This is a genomic window from Pseudomonas sp. 1121_17 (genome assembly GCF_052850745.1).
In genome coordinates, this window is sequence record NZ_VXCX01000006.1 from 127,994 (window position 1) to 144,551 (window position 16,558).

6 protein-coding genes and 1 pseudogene are annotated in these 16,558 nt (G+C 64.5%); 2 read left to right on the plus strand and 5 right to left on the minus strand.

Annotated features, from left to right (window positions below; genetic code table 11):
• Positions 1-259: 259 nt before the first annotated feature.
• The 5 genes and pseudogenes from FW789_RS13700 to FW789_RS13720 all read right to left on the minus strand — a co-directional run.
• Positions 260-1,138 (minus strand): annotated as a pseudogene (locus tag FW789_RS13700) (condensation domain-containing protein); the annotation flags it as partial.
• A 10-nt stretch (positions 1,139-1,148) separates the two neighbouring features.
• Positions 1,149-2,207 (minus strand): TauD/TfdA family dioxygenase, encoded by a 1,059-nt coding sequence (locus FW789_RS13705; RefSeq protein ID WP_207073357.1) that lies wholly within the window; start codon positions 2,205-2,207, stop codon positions 1,149-1,151.
• 69 nt (positions 2,208-2,276) lie between these two features.
• Entirely contained in the window at positions 2,277-11,528 is a 9,252-nt protein-coding gene (locus FW789_RS13710) for an amino acid adenylation domain-containing protein (protein WP_446431598.1), read from the minus strand.
• 91 nt (positions 11,529-11,619) lie between these two features.
• Entirely contained in the window at positions 11,620-13,980 is a 2,361-nt protein-coding gene (locus tag FW789_RS13715) for a DNA polymerase II (protein WP_103436958.1), read from the minus strand.
• Between the two features lie 52 nt (positions 13,981-14,032).
• A complete protein-coding gene (locus tag FW789_RS13720) occupies positions 14,033-14,953 on the minus strand; it encodes a LysR substrate-binding domain-containing protein (protein WP_101318503.1) in 921 nt (306 codons plus the stop codon).
• A gap of 159 nt (positions 14,954-15,112) precedes the next feature.
• Between FW789_RS13720 and FW789_RS13725 the strand changes: the two genes are divergently transcribed.
• Together FW789_RS13725 and FW789_RS13730 are read left to right on the plus strand one after the other, a co-directional pair.
• Entirely contained in the window at positions 15,113-15,889 is a 777-nt protein-coding gene (locus FW789_RS13725) for a YqcI/YcgG family protein (protein ID WP_103436956.1), read from the plus strand.
• 3 nt (positions 15,890-15,892) lie between these two features.
• A complete protein-coding gene (locus FW789_RS13730) occupies positions 15,893-16,525 on the plus strand; it encodes a LysE family translocator (RefSeq protein WP_103436955.1) in 633 nt (210 codons plus the stop codon).
• Positions 16,526-16,558: the final 33 nt, after the last annotated feature.

Sequence of the window (16,558 nt, forward strand, 5' to 3'; positions counted from 1 at the left end):
ACTGGGCCAGCCAGGCATCCAGCAAGCCCGGTGCGAGCAGGCCGACCGGGGCCAGTAGTTGCAGAATCAGTTGCTGACCGCAGCGGCGCGCCTGCAGGTGGAGTTTTTCGGCTTGAGCGGGATCTTGCACCAGCGCCAGATCGTGCTCAGTCTCCAGCTCGATGTCACCGCCGAGCAGCAACGGGCCGGGATGGTCCAGAGTGCTCTCGAACAGTTCCACTTCATTGAAACATTCAAGCCAGGAGCGGCTCTGCGCCAACTGCTGGGCAAAGCCCTGCAGGTGCTCGCGCACAGACTGCTGCGCCGACACCTCTGCGGCAACCGGCAGAGGCCGGGCGAAGTGGCCCAAGGTGGCGAGCAATTGTTCGTTGCGACCGTCCACCAGCAGGCTCAGCAAAACTCGTTGTTCGCCCACCAGGCCGCCCAGAAAACCTGCCCATAGCCCGCCAAGCGCTACCTGCGCCGGCAGCCCAAGCTGCGCCGCCAGGCCTGCCACGGTCGCCAATGGCAACTCCAGACGGCTCGACTCCCGCTCGCCGCCCAGGCCAACCCGACGCTCGAATGGCAGCTGCGGGGCTTGAGTAAATTGCGCCAGCAGACCGCGCCAATGGGCCAGGCCCTCTTGGCCCAGTTGCTGCTCGGCAAGCTCCTCCTGCCAGGCGGCGTAGTCGGCATATTGCAAGGCATCGAATTCAGGCAATGTCTGGCCCTGGCCAAGCGCCGCCAGTTCATCAGCCAACAGGCGCAGACTGGTCCGGTCAAGGCTGGCCAGCGGCGCGGCGAGCAGCACTTGCTCAGCCCAACGCACTGCCACCAGCGGCGTCTCTGCCAACACTGCGCGAGCCAGCTCGCGGGCTTGCTCAAGGTCAGCCGCGTGCATCAGGCGTACCTCGGCCTGCGCGCTGATCGCCTGGGCGGGCAACTGCAGGCCAGGCACCTGGGTGTAGCGGGTGCGCAGGATTTCGTGGCGCTCGGCCAGTTGCAGCAGCGCGGCGTGCCACTGCGCGTTGTCACCGACAACGCTGGCAGGCAGCTGCAGGGTGGCCAGCAGCGGGCGCCCGGCATTGCGTTCGGCGCGCAGCAGTGCAGCTTGCTGGGCGGAGGTCTGGAAGATTTCTGCTGGAGTGCTGTACGTCATGCTGATGTCCTTAACCAATGGCCACGTCGGTGCTTTTCAGCGGGATTGCCATTGCGGTGAGAATTTTGCGCGGGCCGCTGTAACCGTTGCGGGCATGGATGGTGAAGATGTTGTCCAGCACCACCACGTCGCCCCGCTGCCACGGGAACTCGACCATCACCTCGCGGTACAGCTGCTGCAGGTGGCGGATGTAGTCTTCGGGGATCGGCGAGCCGTCACCGAAGTAGGTGTTTTGCGGCAGGTCCTGCGGTTCGAATTCGGCCAGCAGACTGTCGCGAATGCTCTCGGGCAGGGTCAGCGCGTTGAAGAAGGTGGCGTGGTTGAACCACACCGTGTCGCCCGTACGCGGGTGGCGCACCACTGCGGGGCCTTGTTGGCGGGTGCGCAAGCGATTGCCGGGCTTCCACTCAGGTGTGATACCAATCCTGGCGCAGTAAGCCTCGACTTCGGCGCGGTCTTCGGTCTGGAACACCGTCTGCCAGGGCAGGCCCATGCCGTCGCCGTAATTGCGCACGTAGAGCACGCGCTTGCGGATGAATTCATCGCGCACCTGCGGGTCGATGCGTTCGAGCAGCAGCCGGGTATCACCGAACGGCGTCTCGCCGCCGGTGGCCGAGGGCTGGTCGCAATAGAAGTACAGGTGCAGCGGAAACACCGGCGAATAGGAGTGCTCGTTGTGCGGGAAAATCTTCTCTGCCGACGGGTAGTCGGTGGAGCTGTAAACGTTGAGCTTCTTGGTGATCTGGGTGCGCGGCGAGGCGCGGAACAGGTACTCCAGCGCGCCGCCGGAAATCGCATCGACGCACTGATTGAAGGCGTGGATATCCGGCACGTTGAAGCCACGAAAGAGCAGGGTCGCATGCTGGTCGAGCTTGCTTTCGATCAGGGCGCGGTTCTGCCCGGCCCACTCGATCAGGTTGACCCCGGGCATGCTTGGCGTGCACACCAGCGGCAGCGGGCGGTCGGCGAACATCGGGCTGAAGGTGACCAGGCTGGACTGGTCCAGGCTGAGGCTCTTGCGCCGCCCCTTGCCCAGCGCCGGTATCACTTGCGACTCGAAATTCGACATTGCACCTCTCCCATTCGTGTATCAGGTGGCGCCCCCTGGCGCGCACCTGCCTGACTATCCTTGCCGCCGTTACTCGACCGCCACCCGGCCTGGCCGACGACGCTGGATCGGCTGTTGCTGCAATTGCGCCTGGCGCTCGGCCAGGGCCTGTTGCTCGGCCGCCTGTTGCACCTGCGCTGCACCTTCGAGCAACTGCGCCAGGGCCGCCTGCGGGTCGCCAAGCATGTGCTCGAACACCCCTTGCAACTGGCCAAACAGGCAGGCCATGTCGGCACTGGCGTAGAGCCCGGCATCGCACTTGAGCCCCAGGTATATGCCGGCGGGCGCGTTGACGAACTCGGCGATAAGGTCCAGCTCGGCGGCGGCTTTACCGGCCGGCAATGGCTGGATCTCAAGGCCGTCGATCGACAGCGGCACATCGCTGCTGTCCTGATAGATGAACTTGATCGCAAACAGCGGTGAACGCCCTGCCCTGCGCGGAACTCGCAGGGCTTCCACCAAGCGCTCGAACGGCAGGTCCTGGTGGTCGGCAGCGCCGATCACGGTGCTGCGCGCAGCCTCCAGCAACTGGCTGACGCTGGCCTGTGGCTCGACCGTCAATTGCAGTACCAACTGGTTAACGAAGAAGCCCACCAGATCTTCAACCCCGGCGTGGTTGCGGTTGGCCACATCGGTACCCAGGCGCACCCGGCTGCTGGCGCTGCGCTGGGCCACTACCACGCTGAAGCCGGCCAGCAGCAGCATGTACAAAGTCACGCCCCGCGCCGTGGCGAATTCGCGCAGGGCCTCGCTCAGGGCCGGGCTGAAGTGGAACTCGTGCACCTCGCAATAGGCGGCATTGGCCGAGGCTGCCAACCGCGCAGGGGATGCCGGCAGGCTAGTCAGGCGATGGTCATCGCCCAACTGGGCGCGCCAGTAGGCCAGCTGCCGCTCGAGTTCACCGGCCGCCAGCCACTCGCGCTGCCAGACGGCGAAGTCGACGTATTGCAGGCGTGGCTCCGGCAATGGCGATGGACTGGCGCTGCGAGCCGCCTGGTACAGGCTGACGAACTCCGCCGGCAGCAGACCAAACGACCAGTGGTCGGCGACGATATGGTGCAAGGTGATCAGCAGCACATGGCGCTGCTCGCTCAGACGCAGCAGGCGCACGCGCATCGGCGAGCCGCCGACCAGGTCGAACGGCTGGCGGGCTTCGCTCTGCAGGTGCTGCTCGAGCGCAGCCTGCCCTTGGGCTGAGCCACCGAGATCAGTGAAGGCAAACTCGGGCGCCAACTGCTGATGCACTTGCTGCCAATGCTCGCCATCGGCTTCGAAATAGGTGGTACGCAGCACTGCATGGCGCTGTACGAGCATGTCAAAGGCCTGGCGCACCGCGCCTGGGTCCAGCACGCCGGTCAGCTCAAGCGCGCGGGCAATGTTGTACATCGAGCTGTGCGGCTCGAGTTGCCAGAGGAACCACAGCCGCTGCTGGGCAAACGACTGCAGCTGCGGCTGGCGCTCATCGACCCGGCGCAGCACCGGCATGCTCGCGGCGCGCTCGCTGTGTTCGATGCTGGCGACAAAGTCTTGCAGAGTGGCCGCCTCGAACAGGCTGCGCAGGGCCAGCTGTACGCCCAGCTCCTGACGCACCCGGCTGATCACCTGCGTGGCCAGCAGCGAGTGGCCGCCGAGGGCAAAGAAGTTATCGCCGAGGCCGACCTGCGGCACGTCCAGCACCGACTGCCAGATGGCGGCAACACGGCGCTGCAGATCGGTTTGCGGCAGCGCCTGGCTGTGGCTGACGGCCTGCGGCGCGGGCAGCGCCTTGCGGTCGAGCTTGCCGTTGGGGTTGAGCGGCAGGCGCGCCAGCAGGATCAGCTGGTTGGGCTGCATGTAGTCCGGCAAATCGGCTTTCAACGCGGCTTGAATAACGCCGCGCAGGTCATCCTGCGCTGGCACGGCCAGCGCCTCCAGGTCATCGACTGGCACCACATAGGCCACCAGTTGCAGGCCATGGCGGGCTGGCAGCGCTACGACCACTGCCTCGCGCACGGCGGGCTGAGCCGCGAGGCGCGCTTCGATTTCGCCAAGCTCGATGCGAAAACCACGGATCTTCACCTGGTGGTCGATGCGGCCGACGTATTCGATAGCACCTGCCGGGTTGTAGCGCACCAGGTCGCCGCTGCGGTACAGCCGCGCGCCGGGCTCGCTGGCAAACGGGTCGGGCAAGAAGCGCTCGGCGGTGAGCGCCGGGCGGTCGAAATAACACTGTGCAAGGCTTGCCGCAGCACCAATCCACAGCTCTCCGGTTGCGCCGGCCGGCAGCAGCTCGGCGCCAGCATCAAGAATGCGCAAACTGCGCCCGGCAATCGCCTGACCGATGGGCACGCCATATACGGCACTGGCGTCGGCCAACTGGCAGTCATGCACGCTGGACACCACCGTCGCCTCGGTCGGGCCGTAGGTATTGACCAGGCGCACCGCGCCCAGCCCGGCCGCATGCCACAGGCGCAAGCCCTCGACCGACATCGCCTCGCCGCCGACGTGCACCTGGCGCAACCGCCCCAGGCTGCGGCCTTCGCTGGCACACAGCTTGGCCAACAGATGCCAGTAGGCAGCGGGCAAGTCGGCCAGGGTCACGCCCTGCTCGACCAGCACCTCGGCCAACTGCTCGACCGACCACGGCTGGTCATCGCGCATGATCAGCGCCGCGCCGACGCTCAAGGGTGGGTAGCACTGCTCGACAAAGCCGTCGAAGCTGAACGTGGCGAACTGCAGGACGCGGTCGCTGGCGGCAAGCCGGGAATAGTCAGCGGCGCTTTCGCAGAACTCGCGCAGGGCCGCATGGGCAATCGCCACGCCCTTGGGTTTGCCGGTGGAGCCTGAGGTGTAGATGACGTAAGCGAGGTCTTCAGGACACGCGCGGCTCGCCGGGTCCAGCGTTGATGCGTTGGCCAGCTGATCGCCCAGCGCGTCGAGTTGCAGCCGCGTCAAGCCAGCCGGCAGTGCCAGCTGAGCAAGCAGCTCACCCTCACTGAGCAACAGGTCGAGGCGGCTGTCTTCGACCATGAACAGCAAACGCTCGTCCGGGTAGCTGGGGTCGAGTGGCACATACGCGGCGCCACTCTTGAGCACCGCCAGCAGGCTGACGATCAACTGCGGGGTACGCCGCAGTGCCAAGCCGACGCGTTGGCCGGGGCCGACGCCGGATTCGATCAGGCAATGGGCAAGGCGGTTGGCCTGTTGGTTAAGGCTGGCATAGTCAAGGCTTGCCGCCGAGGTCCACACCGCCAATGCTCCAGGCGTGCTGGCGGCCTGGGCAGCGATACGCTGATGCACCAGCGCTTGATCACGCAGCGCCATGCAGCTGTCGCCCTGGCGTTGCAGCAGGTTGTGCTGGCCGGTGTGATCAAGCAGGGTCAGGTTGCCGAGCATGCCTTGCGGGGCGGCGACAAACTGCTCAAGCAGGTGGCGCAATTGGCTGCACAACCCGGCTACTTGCTCGCTCCTGAACCGCGCCAGATCGTAGCTGAAGTCCAGGCGCAGGGTCGCGCCCAGTTCGATGCCGAGGGTCAGCGGATAGCTGGTCTGCTCGTGGTTGCTCAGGTTGCGCATGCGCAACCCGCTGCTGTCAGCCTGGCTCAAGGCCTCGGCCACCGGGAAGTTTTCGAATACCAGCAGGCTGTCGAACAGCGCGTTGCCCTGCTGCCCAGCCCAAGCCTGGATCTCGTATAGCGGCACATGCTCAAACTCGCGCAGCGCCAGGTTGTGCGACTGCAAGGCCTGCAGCCACTGCGCCACACTGTGCTGCGGGTGCGGCTGGCAGACGATCGGCAAGGTGTTGATGAACAGCCCAAGCTGCGCGTCGATGCCCGGCAACTCGGCCGGGCGCCCAGCCACGGTGGCGCCGAAGGCTACGCACGCTTGCCCACTGTAACGCTGCAACAACACCGCCCAGGCCCCCTGCAGCAAGGTGTTGAGGGTGGCTTTATGTGCGCGGGCGAACGCCTTCAGCGCCTCGGTCTGCACGGGCTCGAGCTCGGCCAGCAGCTGCCCGTAGCCGCTGCCGTGAGCCGGTCGGCGCAGGCTTTCGGCGAGCAGGGTCGGCTGCTCCAGCGCTGCCAGGTTGACTTGCCAGTAGGCCTTGGCGGCTTCAGCAGAGCGCCCCTGCAACCAGGCCAGATAGTCGCGGTAACGCCCTGGTGCAGCGCTCGGCTGTATGCCTGCATAACGGCCGAGCACCTCAGCCAGCAGGCTGGCGTTGCTCCAGCCGTCGAGCAGAATATGGTGGCTGGTGTAGATCAGGTGCCAGTCGCCGCTACCGGTCGGCACCAGGCTCAGGCGCAGCAATGGCGCGCGAGCCAGATCGAAGCCCAGCGCGCGCTCGGCGGCGGCCAACTGGTCAAGATCATGTTCACCCGCTTCGAGCAACGTCAGCGGCAGTTGCAGCTGGCGATGGACCAACTGATGCGCGTGCTCAAGGCCCTGCCAATGGATGCTGCTGCGCAGGATCGGGTGATGATCCAGCGCCGCTTGCCAGGCCTGACGGAAGCGCTCGACGTCGAGGCCGGCGATGTCCAGGCGCATCTGGTTGACGTACGCGCCATCTGCCGGCTGGTACAGGCTGTGAAAGAGCATGCCCTGCTGCATCGGCGCCAGCGGGTACAGGTCTTCGATCTGATCGGCGCTGGCCGGCAGCTGATCGAGCTGCACCTGGCTGATGCTGGCGAGCGGGAAGTCCGAGGGCGTCACCTGTCCGGCCGGCACTTGCAGGCAGTGGGCAATCAGGGCGTGCAGCTCCTGCAGATAACCGTCGGCCAGTTGCTGGACGCTGGCATCGTCATACATGGCGCTGCTGTAGCCCCACTGCAAGGTCAGCTCCCCGGCATACACCTGGCCTTCAACGGTCAGCCAGTTGGCCAGCGGCGCTTGAGGGTCCTGCGCCTGGCCGCTGCGTTCGCTGGCCGGGGCGAACAGCGCCGCCTGGTCGAATTGGCCATCGAATTGGCCCAGGTAGTTGAAGGTCACCCGCGGCGCCGGCAGCGCGGCCAGTTGTGCGCCGACGGCAGGCTCGGCGAGGTAACGCAGCAGGCCATAACCGAGACCCTTGCCGGGCACCCGGCGCAACTGCTCCTTGACCGCCTTGATCGAACCCGGCCAGTCGGCCGTGGCTTGCAGGCGTACCGGGAACAGGCTGGTAAACCAGCCGACGCTGCGGGTCAGGTCGAGGTCGTCGCCCAGGTCTTCGCGGCCATGGCCTTCGAGCTGGATCAGGCAGCCTGGTTGCGCCGTCCAGCGTTGCAGCAGGCGCGCCAGAGCGGTCAGCAGCAGGTCGTTGACCTGGGTGCGGTAGGCCGCCGGGGCGACTTGCAAGAGTTGCCGGGTGCCCTCTCGCGACAGGCGCGCTTCGACCTTGCGCTGCAGTTGATTGGTCAGTGCGCCGTGGGGGTGGTCGCACGGTAGCTCGGCGATGTCTTGATGCTGGGCAAGCCAGTACGGCAGCTGATCGAGCACAGCCGGTACGTGCTGCTGCAGGCGCGCGGCCCAGGCTTGATAGCTGCTGGTCTTGGCAGGCAGCCTGGCCGGTTGGCCGGCGGCCAATTGCTGATAAGCCAGTTGCAGGTCTTCGAGGAGCACCCGCCAGGACACTCCATCGACCACCAGGTGATGAATGACCAGCAGCAAGCGTTGCTCGCCATCAGGCAGCTCTACCAACAACGCACGCAGCAGTGGCCCTGCCTGCAGATCGAGGCTGCGCTGCAACCCATCGCAGAGTGCTGCCAGTTGGGCGGTGTCGGTTGCCTGCGCGGATTCCAGTACTCGAGCGTTGCTGACGGGCGCATACGCCTGCTGCCAGCCTTGCGTCTGCGCGATGTAACGCAGGCGCAGCGCATCGTGCTGGGCCAGCAACAGCTGCAAGGCTTGCGCGAGCACTTCGGTTTGCACCGGTTCACGCGGGCTCAACAGCAGCGACTGGTTCCAGTGACTGCGCTGCGGCATGTCCAGCGCGAAGAACGCGTACTGGATCGGCGTCAGCTGTACGTCGCCGGTTACCGGCCCCTGCTCTTGCTGGCCGTGGCTGTCGCGCACCGCGACCTGGGCCAGGCTACGCACCGTCTGATGCTGGAACAGGTCACGCGGCTTGAGCCGCACGCCGACCTGACGCGCGCGACTGACCAACTGAATGGAGACGATCGAATCGCCGCCAAGCTCGAAGAAATTGTCTTCCAGGCCCACCTGGGCCACGCCGAGCACGTCCTGCCAGATCCCGGCCAGCAGCCGTTGCAGTTCGTCCTGCGGGGCCACGTAGGTTTGCTGCGGCGCCGCCTCCGGCAGCGGCAAGGCTTTGCGGTCGAGCTTGCCGTTGGCAGTCACGGGCAGCTGGTCCAATGCCAGCCAGTAGGTCGGCACCATGTACTCGGGCAGGCATTCGAGCAGCGCATGCTTGAGCTGGGCCTGCCAGCCCTCCTGTGGCTCCTGAGCAAGTACCAGATACGCCACCAGGTGCTTGCTTTCCTGCACCAGCACGACCGCCTCAGCGACCTGCGGCTGCTGCATCAGGCGCGTCTCGATCTCGCCCAGCTCGATGCGCAGGCCACGCAGCTTGACCTGATGGTCGAAGCGGCCCAGATATTCGATCACCCCGTCGCGGCGCTGGCGGACCCGGTCACCGGTGCGATACAGCCGCTCACCAGCAACGAACGGACAGGCGACGAAGCGCTCGGCGGTCAGCCCGGGGCGGCGATGATAGCTGCGCGCCAGGCCGATCCCGCCCAGGTACAGCTCGCCGGCAACACCTGCCGGCACCGGTTGCAGCTGGGCATCCAGCACCAGGGTACGCAGGTTGGCAATCGGCTGACCAATCGGCACGGCCAGCGCGCCTTCGTCGATGCAGGTCCAGTGCGTGACATCGATGGCTGCTTCGGTCGGCCCGTAGAGGTTGTACAGCGCAGCCTGCGGCAAGCGGGCAAAAACCTGCTGCTGCGCTTCCAGCGGCAGTGCCTCGCCGCTGCAGACAATGCGCTGCAGGCTCTGGCAGGCCTCAACGCCGTATTCATGGATAAATGCCTGCAGCATCGAAGGCACGAAATGCAGGGTGGTCACGCCGTTGTCGACGATGGTTTCGATCAGCCGCTCTGGGTCGCGATGCGCACCGGGTGCAGCGACCACCAGGCAAGCGCCGGTCAGCAGCGGCCAGAAGAACTCCCACACCGACACGTCGAAACTGAACGGGGTTTTCTGCAGGACCACATCGCTGCTGTTCAGTGCATAGGCCTGCTGCATCCAGCACAGTCGGTTGACCAGCGCCGAATGGCTGTTGCCCGCGCCTTTGGGTTTGCCGGTGGAACCTGAGGTGTAGATCACGTAGGCCAGGTGCTGGGGCAAAGTCTGCGACAGTGGTACTTGCTCGGAGTAGTTGTCGAGCCAGCCTTGCGGCTGATCCAGATCGATCATCTGCAGGCCGGCCTGCCCTTCTAGCAACGGTCGCAGCGCACGCTGAGTCAGCAACAGGCGCACGGCACTGTCGTCGATCATGTAGTGCAGGCGTTCCTGCGGGTATTCCGGGTCAAGCGGCACGTAGGCACCGCCGGCCTTGTGGATGGCCAGCAGGGCCACGACCATTTCCAGCGAGCGCTCCAGGCATACGCCGACCAGCACATCCGGGCCAACTCCGCGCTCCCGCAGCAGGTTGGCCAGCTGGTTGGCGCGGCGTTCGAGGGCCGCGTAGCTCAGGGTCTGTTCGGCGAAACGCACGGCCGGCGCATCGGGTGTGCGCTGCACCTGCTCGCCGATCAGGCTGTGCAGGCACTGATCCAGCGGATAGGCCTGGGCGGTCTGGTTCCAGCCGCTGATCAGGGTGTCGCGTTCTTCATCCCCCAGCAGTGCCAGCTCGCCAACGCGCTGATTTGGGTCGGCCACCAGAGCTGCCAGCAGGCCGGTGAAGTGTTTGGCCATGCGCGCAATAGTAGCGGCATCGAACAGTTCATCCGCGTACGTGAGGGCGCCGCGCAGTTGCCCGCCCTGCTCATAGGTATCCAGAGTCAGGTCGAACTGAGTGGTGCGGCTCTGCCACTGCACCGCACTCAGGCTCAGGCCCGAGGCCGTTTGCAGGCTGGCCATGTCGGCTACGTGCGGCTGGTGGTTGTACATCACCTGAAACAGCGGCGTGTGGCTCAGGCTGCGCTCCAGCTGCAGCGCTTCGACCAACTGTTCGAAGGGCAAATCCTGATGCGCCTGGGCCCCGAGCACGCGCTCCTTGACCGTTTGCAGCAAGCTGGCGAATGGCTGCAGGGCGTCGACTTGAGTGCGCAGCACCAGGGTATTGACGAAGAAGCCGATCAGGCCTTCGATCTCGCTGCGATTGCGGTTGGCGATCGGCACGCCGACACGCAGGTCGGTTTGCCCGCTGTAACGCAGCAGCAGCACGTTGAAGGCGCCGAGCAGCAGCATGAACAAGGTCACGTTATGCTGGCGGGCCAGTTCGCGCAGGCCGTCGGCCAACGCTGTGTCGATGGCGAATTCCAGGCGCCGGCCGCGCTGGCTTGGCAGCGCCGGGCGTAGATGATCGGTGGGCAGTTCAAGCGGATCGTGCTCGTTGCCGAGCACATCCTGCCAGTAGCTTAGCTGACGCGCCTGCTCACCCGCCTCGAGCCAGCGTCGTTGCCACAGGGCATAGTCGGCGTACTGTACCGGCAACGGCGCCAGCGCAGGGTTCTTGCCCAGCGCGAAAGCGTCGTAGCAACGAGTGAATTCTTCGATCAACACGTTCATCGACCAGCCATCGGAGACGATGTGGTGCAGGGTCAGCAGCAACACGTGCTCGTCGCTGGCCAGACGCAGCAGGCTGACCCGCAGCAGTGGGCCTTGCTCAAGGTCGAAGGGCTGCACGGCCTGGGCTTCGGCTGCCTCTCGTACCGCCTGCTCGCGCGCATCAATAGCCAGCGCCGAAAAGTCCTGATGAACGATGTGCAGCGGCTGCTCGGCGGGCACCTGCTGCACGCTGTCGTCATCAAGACGACGGAAAACGGTGCGCAGGGTCTGATGCCGCTCGATCAGGTTGGCGAAGGCGCGCTCCAGCGCGCTGATATCCAGCGCACCTTTGAGCCGCACTGCACCGGGCAGGTTGTAGGCGCCGCTGTGCGGGTCCAGTTGCCACAACACCCACATGCGCCGCTGGGCATAGGACAACGCCTGGCGATCCTCGGCGGGCACGTCGGCCGGGATCGGAAACTGGGCAAAATCCACCCCTTCGCGGGCCAATGCAGCGAGAAACAGCTGACGTTTCTCCACCGGCAGGCCAATAAAGCGACGAGCGAGTTTCAGGGCGTCTTCAGCATTCATTGTGTGGGCATCCGAATCTATAGGCGTGGGGCGGTGGCGAACCATCCCTATAGAACGAATGCAACGAGGAAAAATTAGCGCCCGCGCGGCCTCAGAACAGCATCAATTGGCGGCCGGTCAGGGCATTGAAGTCATCCCCAACGAACGGCAGGATCGCGTCCGCCACCGGTTGCAGTTGGCGGCTCAGGTAGTGCTCGTAGTCGATCGGCGACTGCAGGTTTTCCAGCGGTTCGGGGCCTGCTGTGGTGATCACGTAGCTGATCCAGCCGCCGCGCTGGTACTGCTTGGGACGGCCCAGCCGCGCATTGAAGTCATCGGCCAGCCGCGCCGCGCGCACGTGCGGCGGCACGTTGCGCTGGTAATCGGCCAGCGGCCGGCGCAGACGCTTGCGGTAGATCAGCAGCTCGTCCTGCGCGCCAGCGAGGGTGCGCTGTACGTAATCGCGTAGATAGTCACGATAAGGTTGGTTGCGAAAGATCCGCTCATACAGCCCTTGCTGAAACTGCCGCGCCAGTGGCGACCAGTCAGTGCGCACCGACTCCAGGCCCTTGTAGATCATCTGCAGCTCGCCGTCGGCACCCTGCGCCAGGCCGGCGTAGCGCTTCTTGCTGCCCTCCTCGGCGCCGCGGATGGTCGGCATCAGAAAACGCTGGTAATGGGTTTCGTATTGCAGCTCCAGTGCACAGTCGAGATTCAGGCTCTGGCGCAGGTGCTCGCGCCACCACTGGTTGACCTTGACCACCAGCGCCTTGCCGATGCGCGCCGCCGCCTGCTCGTCGTGGGCGTGCTTGAGCCAGACGAAGGTCGAGTCGGTGTCGCCATAAATGACGTCGTAACCCTCGGCCTCGATCAGGGCGCGGGTCTGGCGCATGATTTCGTGGCCACGCAGGGTGATCGACGAGGCCAGGCGCGTGTCGAAGAAGCGGCAACCGTTGGAGCCGAGCACGCCATAAAAGGCGTTCATGATGATCTTCAAGGCTTGCGAGAGTGCCGCGTTACCGTCGCGCTTGGCCGCTTCCCGGCCTTGCCAGACGCGCTCGACGATGGCTGGCAGGCAATGCCGGGTGCGGGAAAACCGCGCGCCGCGAAAACCCTCGACCGAGTGCTCGTCATCGGGCTGGCTGAGCCCTTCGACCAACCCGACCGGGTCGATCAGAAAGGTGCGGATAATCGACGGGTACAGGCTCTTGTAGTCGAGCACCAGCACCGAGTCATACAGGCCAGGGCGCGAGTCCATGACAAAACCGCCAGGGCTGGCGGTGTCCGGCTGGCTGCCCATGTTCGGCGCGACAAACCCCATCCGGTGCATATGCGGAATGTACAAATGGCAGAACGCCGCGACCGAGCCACCGCTGCGGTCCACCGGCAGGCCGGTGACGCTGGCGCGCTCCAGAAGGAATTCGAGCAGGCGGGTATGGGCGAAAATCCGCGTGACCAGTTCGCAGTCCTTGAGGTTGTAGCGGGCCAGGGCCGGCTTGTCCTCGGCGAACATACGATTGATTTCGTCCATGCGCTGGTACGGCGTATCGATCGCCTTGCCTTCGCCGAGCAGGGTCTGGGCGACGTTTTCCAGGCTGAATGAAGGGAAGCTCCAGGTCGCCGAACGTAGCGCCTCGATGCCGTCGATCAACAAGCGGCCCGGCGCTTCGACGAACACATGGTTGCGCTCGGGATGTGCGCGCAGGGTCAGTGTTGCGCCGTTACGGCCAAGCAGCAACGGCACCTGCAAGCGCGCGGCATGCTCGTGGAGCAAGCGCAGATCGAACTGCAGCACGTTCCAGCCGATGATCGCATCGGGGTCGTGGCTGGCCATCCATTGATTGAGGCAGTGCAGCAGTTGCGCGCGGTCGGCGCAGTAGTGCAGATCGAAGTCGACGATGCTGTGGTCGCCATTGGCCGGCCCGAGCATGTACACCTGACGCTGGCCGCAGCCCTCGATGGCAATGCTGTACAACTCGCCACGCTCGGTGGTTTCGATGTCCAGCGAGGCCAGGCGCAACGGCGGGCGGTAATCGGGATGCGGCTTGAGCTGACCGTTGCAGAGCACGCCGTGGGCATCCGGCTGGCCGCTGAAGAGCACCGGCGCGGTAATGAAGCGCTCCATCAGGTAGCGTTCCGGTGGACGGATATCCGCCTCGTATACATCGATACCAGCGCTGCGCAGACGGTGCTCAAGCTGGATCAGCTGGCGATGTTGCCGGCAGTACAGGCCCAGCACCGGACGTTGCTCGAAATCACGCAAACGCAATGGTTTGAGTTCAGCGCCCTGCTCGCCCTTGAGCACTGCACGGGCGTGGGCGGCAAAGCGCTCGGGGATGAACGCCACCGATTCCTGCGGCGCCAGACGCAGCTGGCGCGGGCCCTGATCGGTTGCCAACCAGAACTCCACGCAGGTGCCTTCGGGCGTATCGTGCCACTGTCGGGTGAGGACAAAGCCCTGCTGCAACTCCACTGCGATGACCTCTGTGATACGGCGTGCTGAGCAGGGATTCTACCCTGTTGCGTCAGCCGTAGAGGTAGTTGATCTCCTTGGACACCAGCGGCGGCACCTGGGCCAGCAGAAAATCGCGCAGCCGCAGCATCTGTCGAGCCTTGGGGCTGGCCTTGAGCCAGGTCATGTAATAGCCGTCGCCGGTTGCCACAGCGTGCTTGAACGGCATCACCAGGCGCCCGGCAGCGACGTCGGCGCTGGCCAGCACCAGATCCACCACCGAGATGCCCAGGCCTTGCTGGGCGGCGGAAATGCCTTGATCAAGGGTGTCGAACACCTGCCCCTGGTCGATGCTGATGTGCAATGCGTCCATCCGCGCCAGCCAGCGCCGCCAGTCACGCCGGTCGGTCGAGGGGTGCAGGAAGTCGCACTGGCTGAGTATGGCCAGATCCGGGTTGGGGTCTTGCAGGTAATCGGGGTGGCAAACCGGAATCAGCCACTCGTCGAACAGCTTGAAGCCCTCGACGTCGGCAGGGAAACGACCGTTGGCCAGAAGAATCGCGCAGTCGTACGGTTCTGAATAAAAATCGACGCTATCGATGTCCATCCACACGCTCGACAGCTGCACGCTGCAGCTGTTTTCCACCTTCTTGAAGCCATCCAGCGCGCGCAATAGCCAACGTACGGTGAGCGTCGATGGTGCTTTCAGGCGCAAGCCGTAGCGATCCTGGCGCAGCAAGGCGCAGGCGTTTTCGATGATCTTGAAGCCGACCTTGAGCTCCTGCGCCAGCAAGCGGCCATGTTCGGTCAGGCGCAGCTTGGGCCCGCGACGCTCGAACAGGCTGCAGCCAAACATCGACTCAAGGGTCTTGATGTGATGACTGACGGCGCCCTGGGTCAGGGCCAGCTCTTCGGCTGCACGAGTGAATGAGCCGTAGCGCGAAGCCACTTCAAAAGCGCGCAGGGCATGCAGTGCTTGAATCCGTTCCGACATCGGTGGCCGTCCGCAGCATTAGTGAGACTAATAGTAGGTCATAAATCTAGGCGTTTTACAACGCTGGTAGCTTCTCAGAAAATGCCTGTAAACCATAAATATATAGAGCTAATCAGCCTTAGCTAGGCAGAAATGATCATTAGAACGTTTGGGGAAACCATGTTTACGGGATATGGAAACTGCTATCGCCTGGATGCGCTAGAGCTGGCCGCCGAACATGTCCAGAATACGAGTCACTGGACCTTCAAAACCATAGAACACTTTCGCGCAATTCTCGCCAATCCTGAATTTCCTTGTTTGTTTGGCCGCAAGGCGGTCGGGGCCAAGACTTGTCATATTGTCTTCGCCCGTGCTGAGCACATGGCTGATGACATGGCCAGGGGCTTGACCGACTACGTGCGCACCATCGAACCGATACCTCGCAAGCAACGCATCGGCACGCCGCTGCTGGTGTTCATCGAAACCGCCCCTGGCGGCAGCCTCGACGAGCAGCAGGCGCTGGCCTGGAAAGTGCTGCAAGGCGTGCATGCCCGCGACCCGCAGCCCTGGCCTCAGGACGTGCCGGGCGACCCGCACGACAATCAATGGTCGTTCTGCTTCGCCGGCATGCCGCTGTTCATCAACATGAACTTCCCCGCGCACCGGCTGATGAAGAGCCGCAACCTGGGCGACAGCATGGTCTTCGTGATCAACCCCCGCGAGAGCTTCGAAGAAGTCGCGAGTGCCCAGACCGAGAGCGGTCAGCGCATTCGCGCGCGCATTCGTGAACGGGTCAGCCACTACAACGACGGTGTCGTGCCTGACTCGCTGGGGTACTTCGGCGAAGACGACAATTTTGAATGGAAGCAGTACCAGTTGCAGGAGCAGGGGTCGCTGAACCCGTCGCGCTGCCCTTTCCATGCCCACAAGGCACCCGACACACTGATCGAGAACTGAATCGTGAATACCGCCCTGACTGCCACCTATGCCCTGACCGTGCTGCTGCTGATCGCCACCCCCGGCCCAGTCGTCGCCCTGATCGTCAACACTGCTGCAGCGTCCGGCTCACGTAAAGCGCTGTTTACGGCCATCGGTACCAACTGGGCATCACTGGTCCTGATCGGCGCTGCGGCCTGGATCATCATGACCAGCGCCGCCATCGACAAGGCCTGGCTCAACGGCATGAGCCTGCTCGGTTGCCTGTTCATCGGCTACATCGCCGTGGCGACTCTGCGCGAGGCACTGCAACCGCCTACGGCTACAGCGGCAGCCGTGGCAGAAACGCCGCAACCGGCCCGCGGCGGCTTGCTGCAGGGGTTCATGGTGGGCATTTCCAACCCCAAGGACATTATCTTCTTCATCTCGTTCTTCCCGCAGTTCATCCAGATCACCGAGTCGTTCGGCAAGAGCATGGTGGTGTTGTCGCTGCTGTGGATCGCCATCGATTTCGCCGTACTAAGTCTGTATATCTTCGCCATCGGCAGGATCGCTTCGCAGCGCAGCAGCCGCATGATCAGCCTTGCCTCCGGCGTAGCGCTGCTGCTGATTGCAGCGGTCGGCCTGCTTTACAACCTGAAGGAACTGACGGCCTGAGCCGCACACGCCTGCTGACCGAGTGAGGAGGTT

What these genes read in the sequence shown, in the direction of transcription:
- FW789_RS13705 (WP_207073357.1), bottom strand. Translation starts at nt 2,207, where the DNA reads ATGTCGAATTTCGAGTCGCAAGTGATACCGGCGCTGGGCAAGGGGCGG.
- FW789_RS13710 (WP_446431598.1), bottom strand. Translation starts at nt 11,528, where the DNA reads ATGAATGCTGAAGACGCCCTGAAACTCGCTCGTCGCTTTATTGGCCTG.
- FW789_RS13720 (WP_101318503.1), bottom strand. Translation starts at nt 14,953, where the DNA reads ATGTCGGAACGGATTCAAGCACTGCATGCCCTGCGCGCTTTTGAAGTG.
- FW789_RS13725 (WP_103436956.1), top strand. Translation starts at nt 15,113, where the DNA reads ATGTTTACGGGATATGGAAACTGCTATCGCCTGGATGCGCTAGAGCTG.